The organism is Streptomyces sp. T12, from assembly GCF_028736035.1.
GTDB lineage: Bacteria > Actinomycetota > Actinomycetes > Streptomycetales > Streptomycetaceae > Streptomyces.
Map to the genome: position 1 here is coordinate 6,876,158 of NZ_CP117866.1, position 26,485 is coordinate 6,902,642.

The 26,485-nt window shown below is 69.8% G+C and carries 22 protein-coding genes; 10 read left to right on the forward strand and 12 right to left on the reverse strand.

Features of this window, described 5'->3' with window-relative positions; all coding sequences use genetic code 11:
- Nucleotides 1-96: 96 nt before the first annotated feature.
- Entirely contained in the window at nucleotides 97-585 is a 489-nt protein-coding gene (locus PBV52_RS31170; protein WP_274242850.1) for a hypothetical protein, read from the forward strand.
- A 544-nt stretch (nucleotides 586-1,129) separates the two neighbouring features.
- On the opposite strand, the gene PBV52_RS31175 is transcribed toward PBV52_RS31170, so the two are convergent.
- The 5 genes from PBV52_RS31175 to eccD all read right to left on the reverse strand — a co-directional run bounded on the left by PBV52_RS31175 (nucleotide 1,130) and on the right by eccD (nucleotide 6,547).
- Nucleotides 1,130-1,426 (reverse strand): WXG100 family type VII secretion target, encoded by a 297-nt coding sequence (locus PBV52_RS31175; protein ID WP_274242852.1) that lies wholly within the window; start codon nucleotides 1,424-1,426, stop codon nucleotides 1,130-1,132.
- Nucleotides 1,427-1,472: 46 nt separating this feature from the next.
- Nucleotides 1,473-1,838 carry a WXG100 family type VII secretion target gene (locus PBV52_RS31180; RefSeq protein ID WP_274242853.1) on the reverse strand — a complete coding sequence of 122 codons (366 nt, stop codon included), beginning with the start codon at nucleotides 1,836-1,838 and terminating at the stop codon, nucleotides 1,473-1,475.
- A 255-nt stretch (nucleotides 1,839-2,093) separates the two neighbouring features.
- A complete protein-coding gene (gene mycP / locus PBV52_RS31185; protein ID WP_274242854.1) occupies nucleotides 2,094-3,389 on the reverse strand; it encodes a type VII secretion-associated serine protease mycosin in 1,296 nt (431 codons plus the stop codon).
- A gap of 16 nt (nucleotides 3,390-3,405) precedes the next feature.
- Nucleotides 3,406-4,953: a type VII secretion protein EccB gene (eccB, locus tag PBV52_RS31190; RefSeq protein ID WP_274242855.1), complete on the reverse strand. Its 1,548-nt coding sequence runs from the start codon at nucleotides 4,951-4,953 to the stop codon at nucleotides 3,406-3,408.
- 49 nt (nucleotides 4,954-5,002) lie between these two features.
- Entirely contained in the window at nucleotides 5,003-6,547 is a 1,545-nt protein-coding gene (gene eccD, locus PBV52_RS31195; protein WP_373921929.1) for a type VII secretion integral membrane protein EccD, read from the reverse strand.
- A 282-nt stretch (nucleotides 6,548-6,829) separates the two neighbouring features.
- Here eccD and eccCa point away from each other — a divergent pair, with 282 nt between their 5' ends.
- The gene (eccCa, locus tag PBV52_RS31200) at nucleotides 6,830-10,804 is read left to right on the forward strand and encodes a type VII secretion protein EccCa (RefSeq protein ID WP_274242856.1); all 3,975 of its coding nucleotides are present in this window, start codon (nucleotides 6,830-6,832) and stop codon (nucleotides 10,802-10,804) included.
- A gap of 10 nt (nucleotides 10,805-10,814) precedes the next feature.
- Here eccCa and PBV52_RS31205 read toward each other — a convergent pair whose 3' ends face one another.
- Entirely contained in the window at nucleotides 10,815-11,180 is a 366-nt protein-coding gene (locus PBV52_RS31205) for a DUF192 domain-containing protein (RefSeq protein WP_274242857.1), read from the reverse strand.
- Nucleotides 11,181-11,253: 73 nt separating this feature from the next.
- Here PBV52_RS31205 and PBV52_RS31210 point away from each other — a divergent pair, with 73 nt between their 5' ends.
- The 3 genes from PBV52_RS31210 (at nucleotide 11,254) to PBV52_RS31220 (ending at nucleotide 13,458) form a co-directional block, all read left to right on the forward strand.
- Entirely contained in the window at nucleotides 11,254-12,132 is an 879-nt protein-coding gene (locus PBV52_RS31210) for an LLM class flavin-dependent oxidoreductase (RefSeq protein WP_274242858.1), read from the forward strand.
- 61 nt (nucleotides 12,133-12,193) lie between these two features.
- Nucleotides 12,194-12,682, forward strand: a complete 489-nt coding sequence (locus tag PBV52_RS31215; protein WP_274242859.1) for a GNAT family N-acetyltransferase — start codon at nucleotides 12,194-12,196, stop codon at nucleotides 12,680-12,682.
- Nucleotides 12,679-13,458 (forward strand): class I SAM-dependent methyltransferase, encoded by a 780-nt coding sequence (locus PBV52_RS31220; RefSeq protein ID WP_274242860.1) that lies wholly within the window; start codon nucleotides 12,679-12,681, stop codon nucleotides 13,456-13,458. The genes PBV52_RS31215 and PBV52_RS31220 overlap by 4 nt, the downstream gene beginning before the upstream one ends.
- A 40-nt stretch (nucleotides 13,459-13,498) precedes the next feature.
- Here the strand turns inward: PBV52_RS31220 and PBV52_RS31225 are convergent, their stop codons facing one another.
- On the reverse strand, nucleotides 13,499-14,662 hold the full coding sequence (locus tag PBV52_RS31225; RefSeq protein WP_274242861.1) for a winged helix DNA-binding domain-containing protein: 1,164 nt from the start codon (nucleotides 14,660-14,662) through the stop codon (nucleotides 13,499-13,501).
- Nucleotides 14,663-15,504: 842 nt separating this feature from the next.
- On the opposite strand from PBV52_RS31225, the gene PBV52_RS31230 reads away from it, so the two are divergent.
- The 4 genes from PBV52_RS31230 (at nucleotide 15,505) to PBV52_RS31245 (ending at nucleotide 20,587) form a co-directional block, all read left to right on the forward strand.
- A complete protein-coding gene (locus PBV52_RS31230) occupies nucleotides 15,505-16,278 on the forward strand; it encodes an isoprenyl transferase (protein WP_274242862.1) in 774 nt (257 codons plus the stop codon).
- 353 nt (nucleotides 16,279-16,631) lie between these two features.
- Nucleotides 16,632-17,957: a PhoH family protein gene (locus PBV52_RS31235; RefSeq protein WP_274242863.1), complete on the forward strand. Its 1,326-nt coding sequence runs from the start codon at nucleotides 16,632-16,634 to the stop codon at nucleotides 17,955-17,957.
- 418 nt (nucleotides 17,958-18,375) lie between these two features.
- Complete coding sequence (locus tag PBV52_RS31240) at nucleotides 18,376-19,062, forward strand: transglycosylase SLT domain-containing protein (protein ID WP_274242864.1); 687 nt, start codon at nucleotides 18,376-18,378, stop codon at nucleotides 19,060-19,062.
- A gap of 139 nt (nucleotides 19,063-19,201) precedes the next feature.
- The gene (locus PBV52_RS31245) at nucleotides 19,202-20,587 is read left to right on the forward strand and encodes an AI-2E family transporter (protein WP_274242866.1); all 1,386 of its coding nucleotides are present in this window, start codon (nucleotides 19,202-19,204) and stop codon (nucleotides 20,585-20,587) included.
- 53 nt (nucleotides 20,588-20,640) lie between these two features.
- On the opposite strand, the gene PBV52_RS31250 is transcribed toward PBV52_RS31245, so the two are convergent.
- Both PBV52_RS31250 and PBV52_RS31255 read right to left on the reverse strand, forming a co-directional pair.
- Nucleotides 20,641-21,174, reverse strand: coding sequence for an alkyl hydroperoxide reductase (locus PBV52_RS31250; RefSeq protein WP_274242867.1), 534 nt, complete (start codon nucleotides 21,172-21,174; stop codon nucleotides 20,641-20,643).
- A gap of 5 nt (nucleotides 21,175-21,179) precedes the next feature.
- Entirely contained in the window at nucleotides 21,180-21,734 is a 555-nt protein-coding gene (locus PBV52_RS31255) for a peroxiredoxin (RefSeq protein WP_274242869.1), read from the reverse strand.
- A gap of 135 nt (nucleotides 21,735-21,869) precedes the next feature.
- Between PBV52_RS31255 and PBV52_RS31260 the strand changes: the two genes are divergently transcribed.
- Nucleotides 21,870-22,817, forward strand: coding sequence for a LysR substrate-binding domain-containing protein (locus tag PBV52_RS31260; protein WP_274242870.1), 948 nt, complete (start codon nucleotides 21,870-21,872; stop codon nucleotides 22,815-22,817).
- Nucleotides 22,818-22,897: 80 nt separating this feature from the next.
- Here PBV52_RS31260 and PBV52_RS31265 read toward each other — a convergent pair whose 3' ends face one another.
- From PBV52_RS31265 to PBV52_RS31275, 3 genes are read right to left on the reverse strand one after another with little or no spacing between them, the layout of a single operon-like run.
- Nucleotides 22,898-25,234 carry an ABC transporter permease gene (locus tag PBV52_RS31265; protein ID WP_274242871.1) on the reverse strand — a complete coding sequence of 779 codons (2,337 nt, stop codon included), beginning with the start codon at nucleotides 25,232-25,234 and terminating at the stop codon, nucleotides 22,898-22,900.
- Nucleotides 25,231-25,920, reverse strand: coding sequence for an ABC transporter ATP-binding protein (locus PBV52_RS31270; RefSeq protein ID WP_274242872.1), 690 nt, complete (start codon nucleotides 25,918-25,920; stop codon nucleotides 25,231-25,233). Before PBV52_RS31270 ends, PBV52_RS31265 begins: the two co-directional genes overlap by 4 nt.
- Nucleotides 25,917-26,441, reverse strand: a complete 525-nt coding sequence (locus tag PBV52_RS31275) for a PadR family transcriptional regulator (protein WP_274242873.1) — start codon at nucleotides 26,439-26,441, stop codon at nucleotides 25,917-25,919. The genes PBV52_RS31270 and PBV52_RS31275 overlap by 4 nt, the downstream gene beginning before the upstream one ends.
- Nucleotides 26,442-26,485: the final 44 nt, after the last annotated feature.

Sequence of the window (26,485 nt, forward strand, 5' to 3'; positions counted from 1 at the left end):
TCGGGGTGGCGGGAGTTCGCCGCATCAGTGCTGTGGGCGGTGAGGGCGCCCAGTCCGTTGGGACCCCTCCCGCACCCCATTGCCTACTCTCCGCCCATGAACGCTCCACGCAGATGGATCTCCGCGATGGCCGCCGCGCTGACGCTGGCAGGCTGTTCGAATTCCCCGGACGCCGCACCATCGGCATCGGCATCGGCATCGGCCCCGACCTCGTCCAGCACGTCGACCGCACGGCCGACCGCCACGGCAACCTCGGCTTTCTGCCTCGATCTGTCGACCTTCCAGGTCGGCGTCGTCGCCTTCCGCTCCGATGTAGGTGCTGCGATCGAGGGGCAACCGCTGGACTTCGAGGACCTTCGGAGGAGGGCTGCCTTGATCGCTCACACCGGTAGGGAGATGAAGGCGAGCGCGCCGCCGGACATCGCCGAAGAGTTCCGTACGGTACTCAAAGCGATCGATACCTCGGCGAGCAGATTGAAACCGGACGCGAAGGTACGCGACGTCGTGGATCCCCTGTATGGCGAGCCCAACCGTCCCGCCTTCGACGCGGTGGACAACTACGACTGCGACGCCGAGGACACGTGACCGTGATCATCTCGGAGCGGCACAGGTCACCCGGTCCGGGCCCAGGTCACGACCGCGAGGCAGGTAGGCACCGGGCACATGCCAGGGTGCCCAGGAGGAGCAGACGGGTCATCGGTGCCAGACGGCGAATGCCGGGTGCGAAGGCGAGGGCGATCAGCGCGGCGGCAGCGGCGGCGACGGTCAGGAAGAACTATGGACTCCTGGAACAGAGTTCATCCTCGCTGTGCGGGGCCGAGGGCCGGTGACGTCCGGTCGTCCCCGGCGGGGCCGAGGCCGCCGCGCCGCCTGCGGGCCGCCTCAGTTGCGGCGCCCCGAGCGGTACGCTCCGCGGCCGGGTTCGGCACGCGATGCAGACGCGCCCGCGCCAGTGCGGCGGCGCGGGCTCACCGAAGAAGAGGGTGGCCTCGGCACCGCCACCGGCATTCAGCCGCCGGCGATGGAGGTCTGCCTCCGCCGGTGAAGTACTCCCGGCCCCGGCCATGGGAAGCCACTCAGGGTGGGTACCTCCCGTGCGTACCCACCCTGAACCAGGCTGTGCTCCGCGCTAGTAGTTGGCGGCGGCCTTACGGTCCGCGGCGCTGTACGCCGCGCTCGCGTCGCGGACCGCGTTCGCGATGGAGTTCAGGGCCTGGTGGATCTCCCTGGCCTTGATGTCCCACTCGCGGTGGAGGCCGTCTGCCGCGGTCTTGGCCTCGCCCTCGAAGAAGGCGGAGAGGTCCTTCATCCGCTGCTGGAGGGCTTCCAGGTCCGTGTCCAGTTTCTTGGCCTGGTTGGTGATGTCCCCTGCGGCCCTCTCGAGTTCCGCGTAGGTGACGAGCATGGTGCCGTTGTCTACTGCCATGGCTTCTCCAACGGGGTTTCAGGTGTGGTGTGTTGAGGGCTGCGGGTCACATGCCGGAGAAGGCCGAGGACTTGGCCGCCGACGAGGGACCGCCGGCCGAGCCGGAGCCGCCCGAGTCGATGCCTGCCAGGGCCTGGTAGATCTCTTCGTCGGTGCTGCCGGCGATGCGGCGGTTGTCGTTGACTGCGTTCTGGAAACGGACGAGCAGGTTGCCGATGTTGGCCATGCGCTCGTTGATCTCGGTCTGCTTCCGGTCGAAGGACACGGCGCCCTGGCCCTGCCACTTGCCTTCCACACCGTCGATCACGGCGTGCAGCTGCTGCAACTGCTGCTTCACCGACCCGAATCGTTCGTTGAGCTCCTGCTCGAACTGCCGCAGTACGTCGTCTGTGACCTTCTGGGTTCCGGCCATCTGTTGTTCCTTCCCGGTGCTGTTGTGGATCCGACGGGTTGGACCAGGAGAAGCTGCGTGGGCGTGGTGAGGCGCCGCGTGTGCTTTGTCAGGCTGAAGAACCGGCACACGGCATGACAGCCACCCTCCCCCGTAACCCCCGTACTCCCCGTTTGCTACGACCGCGGGTCATTGCGATCGCGGTGACGCGAACGTCACCGATTGCATGCGTGTCACTCTAGCCACTACCAGTGACAGGACCAACGGCCTTCTCGGCTATGCCGAGGCGTTCCCCGATGCCTTTCCCGGGGCGTTCCCCGATGCCTTCCCCGACGCCGTCCTCCTCCGCGCATCCCGCCCCGCCACCGCCCCGCCCCCGATGACCGCCACCAGCACCAAGCTGCCGACCACCACATAGGTCCCGAGGCGGACAGCCCGCTCCTGCGGGGTTTCCCCGAGCGGGAGTTGGGCCACCGCGGGCGCCTGCCCGGCGCCTTGGTTGCTCGGCACCGGATGCTCGATCGGTTTGTCGTCCTCCGTCAGCGCGCGTACGGGGTCGACGACGCCCCAGCCGACCAGGCGGTCATGTCCGGGGATGGAGCGTTCCGCGGTCTGCATGATCTGGGCGGTGATCTGCTCCTGCGTCCACCTCGGGTGCTTGGCCTTGATGAGGGCCGCGACACCGGCGACGTAGGGGGCGGAGAAGCTGGTGCCGTTGTCGGCGCAGTGGCCGCCGCCGGGGACGGTGGAGACCATGTCGACACCGGGGGCCGCGACGTCCACGAACTCGCCGGACTGGGAGAAGACCGCGCGTTCGTTGTTGCGGTCCGCGGCGGCTACCGCCAGGACGCCTTCGTACGATGCTGGGTAGGTCTCCTTGACGTTGCCTCCGAGTCCGTCGTTGCCTGCCGAGGCCACGATGACGATGTCCCTGGCCAGCGCGTTGTCCACCGCCGTTTTCAGTTCGGAGGTGGAGTCGATCGGGTTGACCGTGTCCTGGGAGATGTTGATGATGTCGGCGTCCGCCTCCCTGGTGGCGTAGTTGATGGCCGCGGCCAGGCTCTCGGTGTCGCCGTGGCCCTCGGCATCGTTCTGCTGGATCGGGATGATCGTCGCCTTGGGCGCCAGGCCGACGAAGCCCGTGCCCTTCGCCGGCCTGGCGGCGATGATGCCCGCGACCTTCGTGCCGTGGCCCACCACGTCGGTGGTGCCGTCGTCGCGGCCGCGCTCGATCTTGTTGCCGTTGTCGTCCGTGAGGTTCGGCGACAGGAAGTTGCGGCCCTTCCTGACGTCCACCGCCGGGGCGAGTTGGCGGTTCTTGACGTCCACGCCGGTGTCGATGACCGCGACGCGTACGCCCTCGCCCATCGACTGTTTCCACACCTCGTCCAGCAGGACCCGCTGCAGGGCCCAGGGGCGGCCCTCGTACGTCTTGCCCGGGAAGGTGCACTGATCGGCCGTGCCGGCGGAGGGCACGGCGGCGGTGGCCACAGGCGCCTGGGGCACCACGACGAACGCGAACGTGGCGGCGGCCGTTCCAACAAGCCGGCCCACGTGGGGACGCGTACGCATTACTCGGCCCGCCCCCTCATGAACCCTGCGGCTGCCGCGCCGCGCCCGTCGACAGACGCGGCCCCGTCGGCAGGAACGCCGACCATGCGGCCGGGATCGGGGCCGGTGTCACGTCCTTGTAGCCGAGGTGGTTCTGCGCCTGCTGGGCCTCCTCCAGTGCCGCTGCTTCCCGCTGCTTCTGCTTTTCCGCTGCCGATCCCGAGGAGCCGATGCCCGCGTCGTCCGTCTCGCTGTCGCCGTTGGACTGCATCGCATAGCGCAGGCCGGTGTCGGTGACGAGGAAGAAGAAACCGGAGCGGGTCGACGATCCCGTGAACTGGCGGAAGAACTGACCCGATCCGGGGGTGACGTACGCGCTGCTCGATCCAGTGGGCAGCGTGGCGGGGAAGTCCCTGCCCGCCCAGGTGCTCAAGGTCGTGGCGCCCTGGTCCTCGTCCACCTCGTGCAGAACGTTGCACACCGTGTTGCGGCTGCCCTCCTCCGTGCTCGCGGAGTTGACCGGCTTCGGCTCCTGCTGAGGCCAGGTCTTCTCCGCGCCGAAGGGCGCCCCGGGCGTGAAGCTGCCGGCACTGACGGGCAGCGCTCGGCTCGCCTGCCCGAGACCGGTCAGGTCCTTGCTGCTCAGCAGGAGCTTTGCCATGAAGTCGGAGACCGGCGCGACCCGCCCCTGCAGGACGACGTATTTCTGGATCCTGGTACCGGACGGTGCCTCCAGGACCATGCCGACCTTGTTCGCCTCGTCCGGCAGCCGGCCCTGGATTCCGGCGTCGACGCCGGGCGTGTCCGGAATCTTCGGGAAGGCGATGGTGTCGCCCTTGTGCAAGGTCGCCAACCAGCCGGCCGACACCCGCTGCGGCTCCCGGCCCTCGCCTACGACCTGGCGCAGCAGCAGTTCCTCGTTTTCCACGGGGTACGCCGTTCCCTTGGCGTCGACGACGTAGCGGGTGCGGTCCGGACCCGGGCCCTCCACATACATCAGCTCGCCGCCGCGCAGCCGCTCCGTGCCTTCGGTCCGGGGCATGTCGCGCGTGGCGAGGATGAACGCGGCCTTCTGGATGGCACGGCCGCCTTCACCGGGTCGCTCGCAGACCACCCAGCGCTTCTTCGATCCGGCTTCGCCGGCGTCGGGCAGACGGTCGGGGGCGTAGGGGATACCGAGTGTGGGGCCGTGCGGGATCTTGCCGTTGTCGAGCACCGATTCGTCGACGTTGATGACCTTGCCCTTGTCGGGGAGCAGGAGCAGCTTCGCCGAGGACATGTTCAGCACCGGGTGCAGCTGCGTCTTGCCGTCGGTTACGAGGATCACGTACCGCGTGGTCGACTTGCTGGAGATGATGATGTTCTCCCCGGGCTTGTCCCAGTCCTGCGGTGCAGCAGGCTTGAACATGCCCCAGGCTCCGAACGCCGCGAGGATGACCGTCGCGACGATCGCACCCGGCACGACCGCGCGCAGGGGGCGTGGCCAGCCCTCCTCCGTGCCGTTCGGGTTGGGCTGCAGGAACTGCCCGACCAGGCGCCGTCGCGCGAAGGTGTAGGCATTGAGCTCGTCCCGCCGTGATGCCATCGTGCCGCTGCCTCTTTCCCCCGCTGGTTATCTGGTCACGACGCTGCTCTCACGAAGAGAGCGAGCGCATCTGGTGGTACGCGCCGAACACCGCAAGACACAGCGGCAGCAGCGTCAGAAGCACGAAACTCTCGGCGATCTCCAGGAATCGGCCCCAGAACGGGGTGACCCCCTTGCTGGGGACGACCAGCGCGATCGCAGCGATCGCCCCGGCGACGACGGCGACCGCGACCGACAGCCACACCAGCCTGATGTAGAGGGCCGAGCCGTCACCCCGCAGCGCCTCCAGGACCATCCACCCGGGCGGGTTGAGGGAGAGGCCGAGTCCCAGGAGCACCAGCGAGGCAAGGCCCGCCGCGAGCGTGCACCCCACCTGGACGGTGTGCCGGAACAGATGGGCGCGCATCAGCAGGGCCAGCCCCGTGGCGAGCGCGAGCAGTTGAGCCCACAGGTCGTCGGAGAACCCGAGCACCGCTGCCGCAGCCGCCGCCACCAGCGCACAACCGCCGACCAGGCCGAGTAGCAGCTCGTGCCCACGCCGCGCCTGAGCGGCGATGCGTTCGGCGTCGATCGCGGCGTGTGCCTCGGCGCCATCGGTATCGGTATCAGCATCGTCATAGCCGGCGCCTACGGCGGTGCGCGGCGGGTCGAAGCCGATGGGAAGGCGGGCGAAACGCGTGGCGAGGCCCGGCAGGAAGGCGAGAGTCCCCAAGGCGAGCGGAGAGCAGACCGCCGCGGTCTCGACCGGCCTCATCTCGGTGAGGATCGACATGAACGTCAACAGCATGCCGATGGCCGAGGCGAAGACGAAGGCGACGAAGGGGCTGTCGCCGCTCGGTGTGAGGATCACCAGCACAGCCGATCCCACCAGCACAGCGGCGCAGGCGAGCAGGAACTGCAGCCTGCCGATGCCTTCTTCGGACGACAGCGCGAGCAGTCCGCTGCCGGCAACTCCCAGGTTCGCGAGGGCGCCTGTGCCGAAGGCCAGGGACGAGCCGCGGTCGTCGTACACCCGGGCGCGTACGGCGGCGAGCGCGAGGAGCACCACGCCTGAGACCCCTGCCACGATGCCCGGGAGCCCGTGCATGTCATGGCGGACGTCGGAACTCCAGGCCACGAAGGCGAGCAGCATCAGCAGCACACAGCCGCCGAAGAGCCCTGCGCTGCGCAGGAGTTCGTCGTTCCACAGCGCTCGGTCGCGGGTGACGGCGCTGGCCGTGGCGTGCGAGACGTCGTCGAACACCGCGGGCGGGAGAGAGTCGGAGAACGGCCGCAGCAGCAGGAACTCGCCGTCGACGACGCGCTGCGTGGCGAGGGAGCGCGCCCCGTCGAGCACCGTCCCGTCCCGGCGCACCAGGTGATACCCGACCGGAGCGCCAGGTGCCGGGCTCTGCCCCGACAGGCGCAGGATCTCCGCATAGAGGTGCGCGAGCGGAATGTCATCGGGCAGCGCAACATCGATACGGCTGTCGGGCGCCGCCACGATGATCCGGCGGAAGCCGGTGCTGCGGGCGGTCGGCACCCCCGGTCCCGTATGGGCCCCCGGTCCCGCATAACTGCCGGTGTTCGCCGCAGCTCCAACCGTCGTAGGCACCTGTTGCTCCCCCTCGCGGTGCTTCTCAAATCGCGGGCCGCGCCCCTGCCCCGTTCGTTCGCGTGTCCGCTCTCACTCCGGTCTTTTTCCGAAAGACCGTGAATGACCCCGAATCCATTGATTGTTCGCGGATTTCGCGGGTGCGTACACGCGTGGCGCCACCCTACCGCCCGCAATGTCAGTGCTCGCCAGTAGGATCCACTCCAGATCCAGTCCGGATGAAGTCGGCGCCACGGGGGTGCGGACAAGGGCTCTTCAATCCGCGAGGGGGACGGGTCAGCTTTGAGCCAGATCGTCGTCAAACGGCCGCCGAGGACCTTGCCCACCGAGGTGCCCGCCGATCCAGTGCAGTTGCAATCCCCACCCGAGTTGCCCAGAGGGCAGCAGGAGGGCGCGCTGATGCAGCTGCTGCCCATGCTGGGGATGGGCGGTTCCGTCGTCTTCTTCTTCATGACGCCCAACCCGGTCATGCGCATCATGGGCATGGTGATGATCGCGTCGACGATCGGAATGGGCATTGCCATGCTCGTTCGCTATCGGCGCGGTACCCAGGGGCAGCTCGCCGATATGCGGCGGGACTACCTGAAGTACCTGGCCAAAACTCGTCGCGCGGTTCTTCGTACCGCGCGGCTGCAGCGCGACGCCCAGTTCTATCTGCATCCGGCTCCCGAACAATTGTGGGCCCTGGTCGCCGAAGGCAGCCGCATCTGGGAGCGGCGCATCAGCGACGACGACTTCGGGCAGGTGCGGATCGGTGTGGGCAGCCAGCAGCTCGCCGCCCCGCTGATCGCACCCGAGACCGCTCCGGTGGACGAGCTGGAGCCGCTCACCGCCGGGGCGATGAAGCAGTTCCTCACCGCGCACAGCACGGTCGAGGGCCTGCCCATGGCGATCTCGCTGCGGGCCTTCTACCACCTCACCGTCAGCGGGGACGAGAGCCACGTCCGGGCGTCGGTACGCGCCATGGTGGCCTCCCTGGTCTCCCTGCACTCTCCCGACGACCTGGTCGTCGCCGTCGCTGCCGGGCACGACGCAGCCACGCAGTGGGAGTGGGTCAAGTGGCTGCCCCACGTGCAGACCGACGGAAGCGACGGAGCGGGCAGCCGCCGGCTCATCACGGCCGGCGCGCAGGATCTGGAGCTGCTGCTCAAGGAGCAGCTCGAAGGCCGCCCCCGGTTCCAGGCCGGCGGCCAACCCCTGCTGGAACAGCCGCACATCGTCGTCGTACTTGACGGAGAGGCGCTGTCGCCGTTGTCGGCGCTGGCAGCGGCCGAAGGGCTGCAGGGTGTCACGGTCATCGAGGTCGTACCCGGCAGGCTGGGCGGGGCACGCGGCGGACTCTCGGTCGTGGTGCAGCCCCATGTGCTGCGCCTGGAGTCCGGCGACGGCCACGTTTACGAGGGCACGCCCGACCGCCTCAGCCACGAGGCCGCCGAGGCACTCGCCCTCCAACTCGCGCCCCTGTACATGGCGTCCGGCAGCGACTCCGACGAACCGCTCCTCGCCAACCTGGAGTTCACCGATCTGCTCGACCTGGACGACGCGGAATCCGTGAATGTCGGCCGCACCTGGCGCCCACGCTCTCGCACCGAGCGCCTGCGTGTCCCGATCGGGGTCGGCGAGGACGGCTCCCCGGTGATGCTGGACCTGAAGGAAGCCGCGCAGGACGGCATGGGCCCGCACGGCCTGTGCGTCGGCGCCACCGGCTCCGGCAAGTCCGAACTGCTGCGCACCCTCGTGCTCGGCCTGGCGGTGACCCACTCCTCGGAGACACTCAACTTCGTCCTCGCGGACTTCAAGGGCGGTGCCACCTTCGCCGGCATGGCGGACCTGCCGCATGTCGCCGCGGTGATCACCAACCTCGCGGACGACCTGACCCTCGTGGACCGCATGGGGGACTCGATCCGCGGTGAACTCAACCGCCGGCAGGAACTGCTCCGCAAGACAGGCAACTACGCCAACATCCACGACTACGAGAAGGCCCGCTCGCTCGGCGCCGCCCTGGAGCCCATCCCCTCCCTCGTCCTGGTCATCGACGAGTTCAGCGAACTCCTCGCCGCCAAGCCCGACTTCATCGACATGTTCGTCCAGATCGGCCGCATCGGCCGCTCCCTGGGCGTCCACCTGCTGCTCGCCTCACAGCGCCTGGAGGAAGGCCGCCTGCGCGGTCTGGAGACGTACCTCTCGTACCGCATCGGACTGCGGACGTTCTCCGAGGCCGAGTCGCGCGCCGCCCTCGGCGTGCCCGACGCCTACCACCTGCCGAACGTCCCGGGCTCCGGCTATCTGAAGTACGGCACCGACGAAATGGCCCGCTTCAAGGCGGCCTACGTGTCCGGCCCGCACCGGCCCGCCTCCGCCCGGGCCACGACCGGGGACAGTCCGCTGCCGGTTGACCGCCGTCCCGTGCCCTTCACCGCCGCCCCCGTGCCGGTGCACTACGTACAGCCCGACCCGCGGGCCCAGGTGCCGGACCCGCGCGCGGGCGGGGACGACGCGCTGGTCGACACGGTGCTCGACGTCATCGTCCGCCGGCTCACCGGGCAGGGCCCGGCCGCCCACCAGGTATGGCTGCCGCCCCTGGACAACCCCCCTTCTCTGGACGCCCTGCTCCCCGGACTCGCCGCGGAGTCCGGCCGAGGCCTGACCAAGCCCGGCTACGAGGGCGCCGGCCGCCTCATCGTCCCGCTCGGCGTCGTCGACAAGCCCTTCGAGCAGCGGCGCGACACGCTGTACCGGGACTTCTCCGGTGCCGCCGGCCACATGCAGATCGTCGGCGGACCGCAATCCGGCAAGTCGACACTCCTGAGGACGATCATCTCCGCCTTCGCGCTGACCCACACTCCGCACGAAGTCCAGTTCTACGGCCTGGACTTCGGCGGTGGCGGCATGTCGGCCGTCTCTGGACTGCCGCACGTCGGCGGCGTCGCCTCGCGCCTGGACCCGGAGCGGGTACGCCGCACGGTCGCCGAGGTGTACGGCATCCTGACGCGTCGCGAGGAGTACTTCCGCAGCGCCGGCATCGACTCCATTGCCACCTTCCGAAGGATGCGGGCGCGCGGGGACATCTCGGTGGCGGACCAGCCGTGGGGTGACGTCTTTCTGGCCATCGACGGCTGGGGGAACTTCCGCACCGAGTACGAAGCCCTCGAGCCATCAGTCCTTGACATTGCCGCGCGGGGCCTTGGCTTCGGCATCCACCTGATCCTCACCGCCTCCCGTGCCATGGAGGTCCGCGCCAACCTCAAGGACCTGCTGATGAACCGCCTCGAGCTGCGGCTCGGCGACACCATGGACTCCGAACTGGACCGCAAGGCAGCCGAAAACGTCCCGGCGGGTGTGCCCGGCCGGGGACTCACCCCCGAAGCGCTGCACTTCATGGCAGCGGTTCCCCGCATCGACGGCATCCACTCCGACGGTGACCTCTCCGAGGCGACCGCCGCCATGAGCCGGGACGTGGACCGCCACTGGACCGCGCCCAGCGCGCCGGCAGTGCGCCTCCTGCCACGCCACCTGCCCCTCGCCGACCTACCGGCAGCCCTCGCCCAGCCGGACCGCGGCGTCGCCTTCGCCCTCGACGAGAACAACCTGGAACCCGTCCACGTCAACTTCGACCAGGACCCCTTCTTCCTCGTCTTCGGCGAAAGCGAGTCCGGCAAGTCCAACCTGCTGCGCCTCCTCATCAAGCAGCTGACCGATCTGCACGACGGGGACTCCTGCAAACTCTTCGTCATCGACAACCGCCGCTCGCTGCTGGACGCGACCCCGGCGTCCCACTTGGCCGAGTACGTGCCCATGTCCAACGCCATGGACCACCACGTAGAGGCTCTCGCCGACCTCATGCGCCGACGCACACCTTCGCCCGACGTCACAGCCGACCAGTTGCGGGAGCGCAGCTGGTGGAGCGGTCCGACGGTGTATGTGGTCGTAGACGACTACGACCTGGTGTCGACGTCCAGCGGCAACCCCCTCGCCCCGCTCACGGAACTCCTCCCGTTCGCCCGCGATATAGGGGTCCGCTTCATCGCCGCCCGGAACACCGCAGGCGCCGGCCGCTCCTCGTACGAACCCTTCATGCAGCGGATCAAGGAGCTGGGCGCGCAGGGCGTCGTGCTCTCCGGTGACCCGAACGAGGGCGACATCCTGGGCAACGTACGCCCGCGGCCGATGCCGCCGGGGCGGGGCGTCTTCGTCTCGCGGAGGCGGGGGAACCTGTTGGTGCAGACGGGGCTCGTGGGAGGGGAAACTCAGCGCTGAAGCCGTACGGTCACCCGGCCCCGACCGACACCCGCACCCCGACCCGCAGCCCCCACCCCGCCATCGCCCCGGCCTCGGCCTCCAGCACATGCCGCGAACGCAGCCGGGGCAGACCCAAGCGCCCCGGCCTCATGGTGCGTACGGCGATGACGTTCAGCTTGCGGTCGAGGTACGCGACGTCGATGGGGATGCGCATACGGAAGGTGTGCACGCCACTGGCGGGCGTCAGCAGCATCGCCCCGTCGACGACGTCACGCCCCAGGAGCCCCTTCGTACGGGCCCGATACGACGACGCGAGCTCCAGGGGGACCGAAACGTCACCCCGCTCCCCGTGAACGACCAACGTTCCCCGCCCATCACGCCACCGTCGTCCCATGCTTCGGACACCTCCTGGGAGCCGTTTCAAAACTCTGTTGTCCGCCGAGTCCCGGCCGGGTAGGAAAGCCCCCATGACCGGACTCGGTGCAATCTTCCGCCCCCAACTCGCCCCCGAACGACTCCGATCCGTCGCTCGCCTCGCCGACGAGACGGGCCTCGAAGAGCTCTGGCTCTGGGAGGACTGTTTCCGGGAGGGAGGGATCTCCACGGCCGCCGCCGCACTCGCGTGGACCGAGCGCGTGCGGGTCGGCATCGGACTCCTCCCCGTCCCGTTGCGGAACGTCGCCATCACCGCCATGGAGGCCGCCTCCCTCCACCGCATGTTCCCGGGCCGTCCGATCCTCGCCCTCGGGCACGGTGTGCAGGACTGGATGGGGCAGGTCGGGGCTCGGGTCGAGTCGCCGGTGACCCTGTTGCGCGAGCATCTCGACGTGCTGCGGGCCCTGTTGCGTGGGGAGCGGGTCACCGTCGAGGGGCGGTACGTCAAGCTCGACGACGTCGCCCTCGACTGGCCGCCCGCCGAGCCGGTGCCCGTCATCGCCGGGGTCACCGGGCCGCGCTCGCTGCGGCTGGCCGGTGAGGCGGCCGACGGCACGTTGCTCACGGCCTCGACCTCGCCGGAGGGGGTACGGCGTGCGCGGCAACTCATCGACGAGGGGCAGGAGTCGGCGGGACGTACCCAGGACGCGTCGCACCAGGTCGTCGTCTACCTCCTGACCGCCACCGGGCCCGACGGGCCTGCCCGTCTCAAGGCCGAACTCGAAGCCGAGGGGCTCGGCTCCGTGCCGGACCTCGGTGTCGCCGGGGACGCCGGCGCCGTCGCGAAGGCCGTGCAGCGGCTCGCGGACGCCGGTGCCGACACCGTGGTGCTGCAGCCGACGGGGGACGAGCCCGACCCGGAGGGGTTCGTGCGGTTCGTGGCCGAGGAAGTACGGCCGTTGGTGCCGTAGCGCGTTCGGACCGTTCGTCGGGGCAGGGGCGTTGTCAGTGGCTCCTGCCACACTCCTGGACATGCGCGAAGAACTGAGCGACAGCGAGTACGCAGACGTACGGATCCGAGACGTGCGGGACGCCGACCTCGAGGCATTCCTCGCCTACGAGCACGACCCGGAGGCCGTCCGGCGGTCGAGATTCACGCCTCGGCCGCGCGACGCCTTCCTGAAGCACTGGAGGACGAGGGTGCTCGGGGACGAGACCGGCCTCGTGCAGACGGTCACGGTGGGGGACGACGTGGCCGGAAGCGTCGTCTCGTGGTGGGACGGCGACCGCCGCTTCCTCGGCTACTGGCTCGGGCGGCCGTACTGGGGGCGGGGCATCGGTACCAAGGCTCTCGCCCTCTTCCTCGAACTCGAGCAGACGCGTCCGCTGTACGCCGACCCCTTCCACGGCAACACCGCGTCCGTACGGCTCCTCGAACGCCACGGGTTCCAGCGCGAGGGCACCATCCACCACGGCGACGACGAACACGTGCTGCTCGTGCTGTCCGCCCCGGAAAAATGACCCGTACCTTCGAAGACCTCGTCGCCGAAGGCGCCGCCGTCCCCACCGAGGGCTGGGACTTCTCGTGGTTCGAGGGGCGGGCCACCGAGGCGCGGCCGTCCTGGGGATACGCCTCGTCCCTCGCCGAGCGGTTCTCCCTCTGCACCGCCGCCCTCGACATCCAGACCGGCGGCGGAGAGGTCCTCGACTTCGCCCTCCGCCGCGCCGCCCCCAAGGCACCTACCCTCACCGTCGCCACCGAGGGCTGGCCGCCGAACATCGCCAAGGCCACCGCCCTCCTGCGCCCGCACGGCGTCGCCGTCGTCGCCTCGCCCGAGGACGCCCCGCTGCCCTTCGCCGACGGCGCCTTCGACCTCGTCAGCAGCCGGCACCCGGTCAGCCCGCACTGGGCCGAGATCGCCCGCGTCCTCCAGCCCGACGGCAGCTATTTCGCCCAGCACGTCGGGCCCCGCAGCGTCTTCGAACTCGTCGAGTACTTCCTCGGCCCCCTCCCGGAGGAGCAGAGCAGCGCCCGCCACCCGGACCGTGAGCGCGCCGACGCCGAGGCGGCCGGGCTGGAGATCGTCGAGCTGCGGGCCGAGCGGCTGCGCATGGAGTTCTACGACATCGCGGCCGTCGTCCATTTCCTGCGCAAGGTGGTGTGGATGGTCCCCGGCTTCACCGCCGAGGCGTACCGACCCCGACTCCGCGCCCTGCACGAGCAGATCCGGACCGACGGCCCCTTCGTCGCGCACAGCACCCGTCACCTCGTCGAGGCCCGCAAGCCCGACGCCTGAGCGTGCCCGGCGCGAACCTCACACCCGCCCGGCGCCCCCCTCACGCATGCGGGCCGACCGTCACCTCCCCGACCACCAACTCGGCCTTCGCCTCCAGCACTTCCCCCACCCGCTCCACCTGCTCGCCCAACTCCCGCTCCTGCCGCGCCGTCAGGCGTCGTCGCCCGATCAGCTCCACCGTCGCCGTCGTACGACGGCCCTGGCGCCGCTGGTGCCAGACCCCGGCCACCACTCCGTCCACCAACAGCACCGGATAGTTCCCCGCCTGGCCGCCCGCGAGCGCCCGCCGGTACGCCTCCCCGGGGAACAGCGACTCCCGTGGCTGCGCGGCGATGGCGTAGGCGTCGAAGTACGGCAGCAACCGCACGCCAGGCACCCGCCCGACCGGGAACCCCGTGTCACCTGCCGCCACCCAGGCCGCCGCCCCCTCGAAGGCGACCTCCTCGACCTCCCCGGCCTCCGCCAGCTCCGTGAACAGGGCGGCCGCCCAACCCGCGGTCGCCGCCAGCCACTTGGCGAAGTGCAGGGGCGTCGCCGGGCCGTACGCGCGCAGATACCGGCGTACGAGCTCCCGCAGCGCCGCCTTCCCCGGCACCGGTCCCGGATCGAACTCCGGCGGCCGCGTGTACGTCACCTTCCGCCCCCGGTTCGGGCCGAAGCACAGCGCGCCCGAGTGGCCGGCCCGGTGCAGCACCTGCCGCCAGCGCGGCCAGAGGTCCTGGAAGGCGGGCATCACCAGGTCACCGGCCCAGGAGCCGGTGCGGGCGACCACCGCCTCGCCCAGTTCCTCCACGGTCAGACACACCCCGCCGAGGGCATCCCCGATCGCCGCCACGATCTGCTCCGCCTGTTCCTCCGTCACCCGGACATCCGGCGGTAGCGGGCTCCGGCCCGTCGGAGTCGCGGTCAGCGCACCGCACCACAGCGGCAGCTCGGCGGCGGGGAGCAGATGCACGGTTCCGCGCGGGCCGAACGTCTTCACCAGTGAGCGGTCCTCCCAGAGCGCGGCCCGTACGTCCGCCCGCGTCACCCCGGCGGCCCGCACCCCCACCGACACCTCGGCCGCGGACAGCACCTGCGCATGCGCCCCCAGCATCGCCCCGACCACTTCGCCGACCGGTGTGCCGCGCTCGGCGGGACGGGCCAGGAACTGGCGCTCCAGCCGCCGCGCGCTCGCTTGGTCCCACGTGACAGTGACAGCCATAGGGCGACGTTAGGCCAGATAGAGGTCAGGAACTGTCCGCTTGGCATCCCGCCGTGTGACGCGTGGTGCAAACCGTGCATCCGTGCGCGAACGCCCTTCGCCCCCTGCGCATCAAAGGAGGCCGCACCTTTTCCACATTGTTATAGCGACCGACTCGCTTTCCCTCCGCCCCTCACGTAAGTTCAGACCAAGGTAATTCGCGTAAGCAAAGCTGCGCGGCGGTACCGCGCAGTGGAGGGGGCTGCGCGGTGCTGTGCGCCCGCGCGCACCCCAGATGGACGCGCATCGCATCGGACCCGCGTCCGCCCCGCGCAATGGTGTGCGGCGTCAAGCGGACGTTCGCGGTCGGGGTCACCCGGGGGAGGGAAGCGCGGACAAGTCGCCGAGTGGGGACCAAGGTGCGGCAAACCCTCCGGATCCGGCCGCATCCCACGCGTTTCCCCTGGGAATCGGCTCCGAACCAGCCGTGAATCGGCCACGAAAGCGCCCTGTCATGGCCACCGGGCCGTCGCCGAGTGATTTCGGAGAGTGATTGTGGCACGCCGATGCGCGCAGCATCCCTTACGAAGGGTTATGGTGGAAACCCCCCCTCGGGCCGGTCCGTCTCCCCCCCACGGACCGGCCCGTTTTTTTGCCCGCACGGGGGCGCGGGGCTGTATCGATGTGCGGCTCCGCCGCGTGGGCGTGGCACCCCCCACCCACCGCACCCCATAACCACGGCCCAAGCCCCGCAGGGGTACGCTTCGCCGGAGGGGACCGCCATACGGACAGGAACCGCCCTCGCCTGCGCCGCGCGCAGCGCCACGCGCCTGTCCGATCCGTACGGAGGGGCTGACAATCACGTGAACCTGCGCGACAAGCTGCGCGGCCTGCTGGTCAGGCTGTACGCACGCCGGGTGGAAGGTCACCTGGACCACGCTCAGGTGCCCAAGCACATCGGCGTGATCATGGACGGCAACCGGCGCTGGGCGAAGGCCGCGGGTTCCACCACCGTGCACGGTCACCGGGCCGGTGCCGAGAAGATCGAGGAATTCCTCGGCTGGTGCTCCGAGACGGACGTCGAGGTCGTCACCCTCTGGCTGCTGTCGACCGACAACTTCGACCGGCCCCAGGACGAGCTCGTCCCACTCCTCGGCATCATCGAGGACGTCGTCCGCACCCTCGCCGCCGACGGTCGCTGGCGGGTGCACCACGTCGGCACGCCGGACCTGCTGCCGTCCGGGATGCAGACCACCCTCAAGGAGGCCGAGGAGGCCACCGCGCACGTCGACGGGATACTGGTCAACGTCGCCATCGGCTACGGCGGACGCCAGGAGATCGCCGACGCCGTGCGCTCGATGATCGTCGACGCCCACGACAAGGGCACCTCGATGGAGGACCTCGCCGAGTCCGTCAGCGTCGACCTGATCGGCAGCCACCTCTACACCGGCGACCAGCCCGACCCGGACCTCGTGATCCGTACCAGCGGCGAGCAGCGGCTGTCCGGATTCATGCTCTGGCAGACCGCCCACTCCGAGTACTACTTCTGCGAGGTCTTCTGGCCGGCCTTCCGCAAGGTCGACTTCCTGCGCGCCCTGCGCGACTACGCGGCCCGGCACCGGCGTTACGGCGGCTGATCCCCTCTCGGCGCTCGCACCGCCGTATCCGGACGCGACGAAACTCACCCTCTCCGGGACAGAAGTAACAAGGAGTTCACCAGCGCGCCGTCATATGCGCTGGCATGGCACCGCATGTTCGAGGGCATAAGCCAAGCAGGTCGACGCCCGAACCACGGGTGTCGTATCTCAGCGGGCGGCGCCGGAGCCGTCCGCCCGGGAGGCCCTTTGCACCAGCTCGACCGTGCGGTCACGGCATGGAAGAAGCAGTGGAGGGCCGGTTTTCGGCCCTTGCACGGCGTGCAGGGCGGCCGACGACCGGTCCAGCTCCACTCCGTCGCTCCCCGACCTCATCCGAGGGGGTACGTCCTTCCGTGGTGACCAGCACAAAGCGCCACAAGCCAGACCGGCGCACCTACGTTCTCGACACCAGCGTCCTGCTGGCCGACCCGAACGCCCTGAGCCGCTTCGACGAGCACGAGGTCGTGCTCCCCATCGTCGTGGTGACGGAACTGGAGGCCAAGCGGCACCATCCCGAACTCGGTTACTTCGCCCGGCAGGCACTGCGCCTGCTCGACGAGTTCCGGGTGGCGTACGGCCGTCTCGATGCCCCCATCCCGATCGGGGACCTCGGCGGGACCGTCCGTGTCGAGCTCAACCACTCGGACCCCAGCGTGCTGCCGACCGGCTACCGCCTGGGGGACAACGACTCCCGCATCCTCGCGGTCGCCCGCAATCTGCAGGCCGAGGGGTTCGACGTCACCGTCGTGTCGAAGGACCTGCCGCTCAGGATCAAGGCCTCGTCCGTCGGTCTCCTCGCCGAGGAGTACCGCGCCGAGCTCGCCATCACGGACGCGTCCGGCTGGACCGGAATGTCCGAACTGACCCTGCCCGGCGAGCAGGTGGACATCCTCTTCGAGGAGGGGCACGTCCATGTGCCCGAGGTCGCCCAGATGCCCGTGCACACCGGACTGACCATCCAGTCCGAGCGCGGCAAGGCGCTGGGCCGGATCACACCCGAGGGCAACGTCCGTCTGGTGCGTGGCGATCGGGAGGCCTTCGGCATCAAGGGCCGCAGCGCCGAGCAGCGGATCGCGCTCGATCTGCTCCTCGACCCGGACGTCGGGATCGTGTCCATGGGCGGCCGCGCCGGCACCGGCAAGTCGGCACTGGCGCTGTGCGCCGGTCTCGAGGCCGTGCTGGAGCGCCGTCAGCACCAGAAGGTGATGGTCTTCCGGCCGCTGTACGCGGTGGGCGGGCAGGAGCTCGGCTATCTGCCCGGCTCCGAGGCCGAGAAGATGAGCCCCTGGGCACAGGCGGTCTTCGACACGCTGTCCGCGGTCACCAGCCGCGAGGTCATCGAAGAGGTCACCGCGCGCGGCATGCTGGAGGTACTGCCCCTCACCCACATCCGCGGACGCTCGCTGCACGACGCGTTCGTGATCGTGGACGAGGCACAGTCGCTGGAAAGGAATGTCCTGCTGACTGTTCTGTCCCGAATTGGAGCTAATTCACGGGTGGTTCTCACCCATGACGTGGCCCAGCGGGACAATCTGAGGGTCGGGCGCTACGACGGTGTCGTCGCCGTCGTGGAGAAGCTGAAGGGGCATCCCCTCTTCGCCCACGTCACGCTGACGCGGTCCGAGAGGTCCCAGATTGCCGCCCTTGTGACCGAAATGCTGGAGGACGGGCAGATCTGACCCAAGTGCACAACTTGCGGTAGCTACTCGTTGGTTGGCGCCGTCCGGAAAGGCAGGGAGCCTATCCGGGCGGCGCCTCGGTGTGTGCGGCTTTCCGAAAAACCCCTGGGGCAAACAAGGTGTGAGCTTTCACACGCAACACAGAATTGCCTTGCGGCGTCCGGGTACGGCAGAGTCTCACTCCTGTCAGGCCCCGCATACGACACACCTGTACCCCCAGCGGTACGGCACCACAGCAACACCACAGCCAACTGCATAACGCCGTCGTATGCCGCCCGAGTCAACACGCGGCGCTCTCCTCGCGGGAGTTGCCCACCGGGTCCGAGCCTCCCGTGACCCCGCAGTTGGGAGGCCAGCGCCAGGGGCACGATTGCGTCCGCCAGGGTCACCGAAGCGGGCGATGCTGGAAGGAAACCGTGTGAGTCCGATTTCGGTCAGGGGATTCGCAGTGGCCTCGGCCACCGCGGTCACCGCTGTCGGAAGCGTCGTCGGCGTTGCCTCGGGCAGCACCGCGCAGACGAACGACGCCGAGGCGACGGCAGCCGATTCGACGCTTCTCGCGGACATACCCGCGGGCCAGCAGGCCCAGGTGCAGACCGAGTCCCTGACGGCGCAGGCCAACGTGCAGGCCATCGCCGCGGACGCGAGCGCCAAGAAGGATGCTGAGGAGTCGGCCCGCAAGGCCGCCGCCCAGACCGCGATCGAGAAGAAGGAAGCCGCCGAGAAGGCGGCGCAGGAAGCCAAGGAGCGCGAAGAGGCCGAGGCGAAGGCCTCCCGGTCCTCCTCCGCGGACTTCCCCATCCAGAGTTCGTACAGCATCGCGCAGATCCAGGCCATGGCGCGCCAGATGGTGCCGAGCGACCAGTTCCAGTGCTTCAGCAACATCGTGGACCACGAGTCCAGCTGGAACTACCAGGCGGTCAACGCCTCCTCGGGTGCCTACGGCCTCTTCCAGGCCCTGCCCGGCTCCAAGATGTCGTCCGTCGGCTCGGACTGGCAGACGAACCCGGCCACCCAGATCAAGTGGGGCCTGAACTACATGAACGAGCGCTACGACAGCCCCTGTGGCGCCTGGTCGTTCTGGCAGGCCAACCACTGGTACTGAGCCCGCCGCTCAACCTTCGCGCAGCCCCTCACCGTCCTTGGGTGAGGGGCTTTCGCTCTTCTGCGTGCAGCGCCCTGTACGGTCGGACGCAGCGACTCCAGGGGGAGTGGTGGGGAGAGACGGGGGAAGAGGACGGATCATGTCGCGAGTGCCAGGGTGGCTCAGTCGGCTCGGCGCCGGACTGACCGAGATGAGCGAGCGGTTGGACGAGCGCCGCGCCGCGGTGGAACGGGAGAGCGACGAGCTCCAGCCGGTGCCGAGACCCGCCGTCGAGGCCACGCCTGAGCCCTCCGCCGACGACACCCTCTCGCCGCCCGCCGCCCACGTCCCCCGGCCCCCCGACTACGCGCCCTCGGCTCCGCCGCCCCGCCCCGACCCCGCACAGGTCGTGCCGTGGGGCGTACGGGTCGCGGCGGAGGCGGGCTGGCGGCTGCTGGTGCTGGCCGGCACGGTCTGGGTGCTGATGCGGGTCATCAGCGCCGTACAGCTCGTGGTGCTGGCGTTCGTCATCGCCCTGCTGCTCACCGCGCTGATGCAGCCCTCGGTGGCGTGGCTGATGCGACGCGGGGTGCCGCGCGGGCTCGCCACCGCGATGACCGCGATCCTCGGGTTCGTCGTCATCGGGCTGATGGGCTGGTTCGTGACCTGGCAGGTCATGGAGAACATCGACAACCTCTCCGACCAGATCCAGGACGGCATCGACGAGCTGCGCAACTGGCTGCTCAACAGCCCGTTCCATGTCACCGACAAGCAGATCAACGACATCGCCGAGAACCTCCGGGAGGCGATCGGCGCCAACACCGACGCCATCACCTCGGCCGGCCTCGAAGGCGTGACGGTCATCGTGGAGGCGCTCACCGGCATCCTGCTGGCCGCCTTCTCGACGCTGTTCCTGCTCTACGACGGCAAGCGGATCTGGGAGTGGACCCTCAAGCTGGTCCCGGCCGCCGCCCGGCCGGGTGTGGCGGGTGCCGGGCCGCGGGCCTGGGCGACGCTGACGGCGTATGTGCGCGGCACGGTGATGGTGGCCCTGATCGACGCCGTCTTCATCGGCATCGGTATCTACTTCCTCGACGTCCCCATGGCCGTCCCGCTGGCCGTCTTCATCTTCCTGTTCTCCTTCATCCCGCTCGTCGGCGCGGTGGCCTCCGGCGCGCTGGCCGTGGTGGTGGCGCTGGTGACGCAGGGCGTCTTCACCGCGGTCATGACCCTGGCCGTCGTCCTCGCTGTCCAGCAGATCGAGGGCCACGTCCTGCAGCCGTTCATCCTCGGCCGTGCGGTCCGCGTCCATCCGCTGGCGGTCGTGCTGTCGGTGGCGGCCGGCGGCATGGTGGCGGGGATCGGCGGCGCGGTGGTGGCCGTACCGCTGGTGGCGGTGACGAACACGATCGTGGGGTATCTGCGGGCGTATTCGCAGCAGGCGGCTCTTCGCTACGCGCCCGAGCCGCGGGGGGCGACTGCGGTGGGAGCGGCTTCCGTTGACCCGCCGCCGTCCGCGAAGGACAAGTCGGCGGCGGAGGAATGACAAGAGCCCGTTCACCCTCAGGGTGAACGGGCCCCGCGTTTCTCGGCGAAGCGCTACTCCGCCAGAACCGCCTCCGCGTCCAGCGTGACACCGATCGCCTGGATGACGGACGCGATCTTGAACGCCTCCTGGACCGTCTCGCGGTCCACGCCCGCCTTGCGCAGCACCTGCTCGTGCGAGTCGAGGCACAGGCCGCAGCCGTTGATGGCGGACACCGCGAAGGACCACAGCTCGAAGTCGACCTTGTCGACACCGGGGTTGCCGATGACGTTCATACGGAGCCCCGCGCGCAGGCTGCCGTACTCGTGGTCGGACAGCAGGTGCCGGGTCCGGTAGAAGACGTTGTTCATCGCCATCACGGCGGCCGCGGCCTTCGCCGCGGTGTACGCCTCGGGCGTGAGGTTCGCCTTCGCCTCCGGCGCCAGCTCGCGCAGCACGATCGGGGAGCGCGAGGCGATCGCGGTGGCGAGGACCGTGCCCCACAGCTGCTGCGCGGGGAGGTCCGAATTGCCGATGACCGAGCCCAGGTTGAGCTTCAGGTCCTTGGCGTAGTCCGGTATGCGGGACTTGAGGGAGTCGAGGGACATGTCACTCACTCTCCGGCAAGCAGCTTGACCGGGTCCAGGGTGTCCTCGCCCTTGCTCCAGTTGCACGGGCACAGCTCGTCCGTCTGCAGGGCGTCCAGGACCCGCAGGACCTCCTTGGGGTTACGGCCGACGGAGCCGGCGGTCACCATGGAGAACTGGATCTCGTTGTTCTGGTCGACGATGAAGACGGCACGCTTGGCGAAGCCGTCCTCGCCCTCGATGCCGAGGTCGCGCATCAGCTCGTGCTTGGAGTCGGCCATCATCGGGAACGGCAGGTCACGCAGGTCGTCGTGGTCCTTGCGCCAGGCGTGGTGCACGAACTCCGAGTCGCCGGAGAAGCCGAGGACCTGCGCGTCGCGGTCGGCGAACTCCTCGTTCAGCTTGCCGAAGGCCGCGATCTCGGTCGGGCAGACGAAGGTGAAGTCCTTCGGCCAGGCGAAGACGATCTTCCACTTGCCCTCGTAGGTCTTGTGGTTGATCGTCTCGAACTCCTTGCCCTTCTCCAGCGAGACGCAGGCGGTCAGTTCGAACTCGGGGAACTTGTCACCGACAGTGAGCACACGCTCTCCTTGCAGCGAAGAGACACCCGTTCGGTACAGGTGTCTCCCTTGGGTTGGACCTTACCGATCCTGGCACAGGCTGCATTGATACGGGAAATAGCTACACTCGGTCCGGTTGATCGGAGGGATCTATCAGTGACCGTGAGCAAGAGGAGGCAGCCCAGCCTCGCCCAGCTGCGTGCCTTCGCCGCCGTCGCCGAGCATCTCCACTTCCGGGACGCGGCGGCCGCGATCGGTATGAGTCAGCCCGCGCTCTCGGGTGCCGTGTCCGCCCTGGAGGAGACCCTCGGGGTCACGCTGCTGGAGCGGACGACCCGCAAGGTGCTGCTGTCGCCGGCCGGTGAGCGGCTGGCCGTACGGGCGAAGGCGGTGCTGGTGGAGGTCGGGGCGCTGATGGAGGAGGCGGAGGCGGTCCGGGCGCCGTTCACCGGTGCGCTGCGCCTCGGAGTCATCCCCACCGTCGCGCCGTACCTGCTGCCGACCGTCCTGCGCCTCGTCCACGACCGGTATCCGCACCTCGACCTGCAGGTGCACGAGGAGCAGACCGCCAGCCTCGTCGAGGGGCTCACGACCGGCCGTCTGGACCTGCTCCTGCTCGCCGTGCCGCTCGGTGTGCCCGGGGTCGCCGAACTCCCGCTCTTCGACGAGGACTTCGTGCTCGTCACCCCGCTCGACCACGGGCTCGGCGGCCGGGAGGGCATCCCGCGCGAGGCCCTCAAGGAGCTGAACCTGCTGCTCCTGGACGAGGGGCACTGCCTGCGCGACCAGGCCCTCGACATCTGCCGGGAGGCGGGCCGCGAGGACGCTCCCGTGACCACGACCGCCGCCGGGCTGTCCACGCTCGTGCAGCTCGTCGCGGGCGGCCTGGGCTGCACGCTGCTGCCGCGTACCGCCCTCAAGCTGGAGACGACCCGCAGCAGCCAGCTCCTCACCGGGTACTTCGCGAACCCGGCGCCCACCCGCCGCGTCGCCCTCGCCATGCGGACGGGGGCGGCGCGCGCAGCGGAGTACGAGGAGCTGGCCTCCGCCCTGCGTGAGGCCCTGCGTCCGCTGCCCGTTCGGGTGTTGGACGCGAACGCCTGAGCCCCGCGTGGCCTGCACGGGCGGCGAGGAGCAGGGGTGACCGGCGGCTTGGCGCACCGGCGACCGCGTCCGACCCGTGCCTACTCCGTGCGCAGGCCGTCCGGTCGCATCAGCCGGAGGAGCGGCGGCAGGCTGAGCAGTGTCACCGCGAGGACGACACCGGCACCGACGCCCAGCATCGACAGCACACTCGTCCAGGCCACCATGATCGGCGTGTCCGTCATCCGCAGCAGGACCGCGCCCAGCGTCAGTCCCACCACCGAGGACAGCAGCAGGCCCAGGGCGATCGGGATCGCCGTCTGCCACAGCACCGACAGGCTCAGCGTGCGGCGCCGGGTGCCGAAGGCGACCAGGGACGACAGCAGCTTCTTGCGGTCGCGCAGCTGCTCCAGCTGGGAGACCAGCAGACTCGCGCCGATCAGCATCATGACGCAGACGGCGCCGACGAACAGGCCGGTGCGGATGGCGCCGTAGCGGTCGGCCGTCTGGGTGGAGTACCAGGTCATGGGGTAGGACAGCGGGTCCGCGGCCGTCGACGCGTTCCGTACGCGGTCGTACACGTCCGGCACGGAGCGGTCGAGCTTGAGGTACACCTGCCCCCGCAGTGCCGGCGCGGCCGCCGCGGGCAAGGCCTTCGGGGTGAGCAGGAAGCCACCTCGCTGCCGGCCCATGAAGTCCTCTTGCGTCCGCGCCGCCTTCAGGTCCTTCGGCACGGTCCAGGCGATCTCCTGCCGCGGCGGGCCGCCGTCGTACGACGGGTCCAGATACACCGTCCGGCCCGGCTGCTTCACCAGCTCCCGGGTGTCCCCGTCGTACTCCGAGTTCGACACGTAGAAGATGTCGCCGTCCCGGCAGGAGGGAAGCTCGGCCGTCTGGCGCAGCGACGCGCAGTCTCCGACGGTCATCTCGGCACCCATGTCCGGGTCCTTGCGCCGCTCGCCCAGGTAGCCCTCGGCGTACGCGTAGACCTGCTGGACACCCTTGGTGTCCCGGAACTCCGCGACCGCCGGGTCGAGTGGGGCGTTGCGGGACAGGGCCACCTCCATCTGCGCCCGCTGGGTGTCGTACCGGGACTGCTTCGTGTAGTTGCTCTCCACCCCGGCGAACAGCATCTGCAGCGCGATCGCCCCGGCGACCGCCACCGCGACGCCGTTCACCATGCGGGCCGCCGTACCGCTGCTCAACTGGAGCCTGCGGACGGCGAGTTGCCAGGCGACGCCGCCCGAGCCGAGCCGGGCGACGACCGCCTCGACGACCCACGGCAGCAGGGTGGTCACGCCGATGAGCAGCAGGAGGACGCCGCCGATCACCAGGTACTCGTTGAAGGTGCCGTTGTCGCGGCCCTGGCCGATCATCGGCCAGAGCATCGCGAGGCCGCCCAGCGGCAGCAGCAGCCGCCACCACAGCCGGCGCCGCGAGGGCTTCGCCGTACGCACCACGCCGAGCGGCTCGATCACCACGCCGCGCATCGCGAACAGCGTGACCAGCACGGCGGCCGCCGGGACCGCGAGGCCGACCAGCAGGGCCAGCGCGGGGGAGGGGTTGAGGTAGCTCGGGAAGACGCTGACGTCGAACACCTCGACCGAGCCCGCGATCTGGCGGCCGATCAGGAAGAAGCCCGTACCGAAGACCAGTCCGAGCACCGCGCCCGCCAGTGCCTCGCCGGCCGCGATCCGCCGGGTCATCCGGCTGTCGGAGCCGACCAGCCGCAGCGCCGCGAGGCGGCGGTCGCGCCGCTCGCCGCCGAAGCGCACGGCGGCGGCGATGAAGACGGCGACCGGCATCAGCAGCACCACGAAGACGACGATGACCAGCAGGAGCAGTACGGGGTCGGTCTGCGTCTCGGTCGGGCTCGTGTCCCCGAACCGCTCGATCCGGGCGACCCGGGCGCCGTCGATGTGCGGCGCGAGGCCGTCGCCGCCCCGGAAGAAGGCGAGTTCGTGCGAGCCGATCAGCCCGCTCTCCCCGATGGTCCCGACGATCCGCTGCGGCAGCCGCTCGCGCAGCAGCTTGGCGTCGTCCGACTCCAGCAGCCTCTTCAGCGCGGGGGAGACGACCATCTCGCCCACCGCCGGGAACTTCTCCAGTCCCGGCGGCAGTGGGGCCCGGGCTCCCTCGGGCTCCAGGGCCCGGCCGCGGATGTCCTTGTTGCGGAAGTCCGTGTCGACGTCCGCGACGATCAGGGTGCGGTCCGACTTCTTCAGATCCGTGTAGCTGTAGTCGATGTCGGCACGGGCGCTCTCCCGCTCGTGCCGGACCGACTGCATGTTGGGGACCGCGGTCGTCAGCAGCAGCAGCGCCACCCCGAGCCCGACCCCGACGGCCGTCAGCAGGGCACGGACCCAGCCCTCACGTCCGCCGGCGAAGGCGAACCGGACCCCCATGCCCAGGTCCTTGGCCCACTGGCCGACGCTCATACGACGCGCTCCATGTCCCGGGACTTGCCGTCCCGTACGACGATCTCGCGGTCGGAGTAGGCGGCGACCCGCGCCTCGTGCGTGACGAGGACGACGGCGGCGTTGGCCGACCGGGCGGCGTCCGTCAGCAGCTCCATCACGCGCTCGCCGTTGAGGGAGTCGAGCGCGCCGGTCGGCTCGTCGGCGAACAGCACACGCGGGTCGGTGACCAGTGCGCGGGCCACGGCGACGCGCTGCCCCTGGCCGCCGGAGACCTCACCGGGCCGCTTCTTCTTCAGGTCGTCGACCTCCAGCCGCTCCATCCAGGTCAGGGCGGCCTTCTCGGCCTCCTTGCGGGAGGTCCCGTTCAGCCGCAGCGGAAGGGCGACGTTCTCGACGCAGGTGAGTTCCGGTACGAGCTGCCCGAACTGGAAGACGAACCCGAACTCGGAGCGCCGCAGCGCACTGCGCTGGGCGTCGCTCATGGTGGCCAGCTCACGCCCGTTGTAGGTGATGGACCCCGAGTCGGGCGGCACGATGCCGGCGAGACAGTGCAGCAGCGTCGACTTGCCGGAGCCGGACGGGCCCATCACGGCGACGACCTCGCCGGGGTGGATGGAGAACTCGGCCCCGTCGAGCGCGACGGTCGGGCCGTAGGCCTTGCGCAGCTCGTGGGCCGCGAGCAGGGAACCCGGAGGCGGAGTCACTTGACCACCACCTCGGCCAGCTTGTCGAGGCGCGCGGCGGTGAGCTCCAGCCAGCGCAGGTCGGCCTCGAGGTGGAAGAGGGCGTGGTCGCAGATGAGCTGGTCGGCGAGATCCCCCTTCCTCTTGCGGTCGGTGAGGATCCGCATCATGCGCAGGTGCTCGGCGCGCTGGGTGTCGAGGATGTCGGCCGCGTTGCGCCGGGTGAGCAGCGCGAGGACGACCTTGGTGTAGAGGGTCGACTGAAGGTACGGCTCCGGCTTCTCGGGCGTCGCGAGCCACTGCTGTACGTCGGTGATCCCGGCGTCGGTGATGGCGTACCGCTTGCGCTCGGGCCCGCCGCCGGGCTCGATCCCGTCGACCTCGACGAGCCCGTTCTTCAGCAGCCGGGACATCGTCGAGTAGACCTGGCCGTAGTGCAGCGGCCGGTCGTGACCGAACTTCTCGTCGAAGGCCCGCTTCAGGTCGTAGCCGTGGCGGGGGCCGGACTCCAGGAGTCCCAGAAGGGTGTGACCGATTGACATGCCCAGCACTGTATATGCGGTGTATACCCCGGCTGTATACACGG

Coding starts and splice junctions, on each gene's coding strand:
- PBV52_RS31170 (WP_274242850.1), top strand. CDS start 97: ATGAACGCTCCACGCAGATGGATCTCCGCGATGGCCGCCGCGCTGACG.
- PBV52_RS31175 (WP_274242852.1), bottom strand. CDS start 1,426: ATGGCAGTAGACAACGGCACCATGCTCGTCACCTACGCGGAACTCGAG.
- PBV52_RS31180 (WP_274242853.1), bottom strand. CDS start 1,838: ATGGCCGGAACCCAGAAGGTCACAGACGACGTACTGCGGCAGTTCGAG.
- mycP (WP_274242854.1), bottom strand. CDS start 3,389: ATGCGTACGCGTCCCCACGTGGGCCGGCTTGTTGGAACGGCCGCCGCC.
- eccB (WP_274242855.1), bottom strand. CDS start 4,953: ATGGCATCACGGCGGGACGAGCTCAATGCCTACACCTTCGCGCGACGG.
- PBV52_RS31205 (WP_274242857.1), bottom strand. CDS start 11,180: ATGGGACGACGGTGGCGTGATGGGCGGGGAACGTTGGTCGTTCACGGG.
- PBV52_RS31210 (WP_274242858.1), top strand. CDS start 11,254: ATGACCGGACTCGGTGCAATCTTCCGCCCCCAACTCGCCCCCGAACGA.
- PBV52_RS31215 (WP_274242859.1), top strand. CDS start 12,194: ATGCGCGAAGAACTGAGCGACAGCGAGTACGCAGACGTACGGATCCGA.
- PBV52_RS31220 (WP_274242860.1), top strand. CDS start 12,679: ATGACCCGTACCTTCGAAGACCTCGTCGCCGAAGGCGCCGCCGTCCCC.
- PBV52_RS31225 (WP_274242861.1), bottom strand. CDS start 14,662: ATGGCTGTCACTGTCACGTGGGACCAAGCGAGCGCGCGGCGGCTGGAG.
- PBV52_RS31245 (WP_274242866.1), top strand. CDS start 19,202: ATGTCGCGAGTGCCAGGGTGGCTCAGTCGGCTCGGCGCCGGACTGACC.
- PBV52_RS31250 (WP_274242867.1), bottom strand. CDS start 21,174: ATGTCCCTCGACTCCCTCAAGTCCCGCATACCGGACTACGCCAAGGAC.
- PBV52_RS31265 (WP_274242871.1), bottom strand. CDS start 25,234: ATGAGCGTCGGCCAGTGGGCCAAGGACCTGGGCATGGGGGTCCGGTTC.
- PBV52_RS31275 (WP_274242873.1), bottom strand. CDS start 26,441: ATGTCAATCGGTCACACCCTTCTGGGACTCCTGGAGTCCGGCCCCCGC.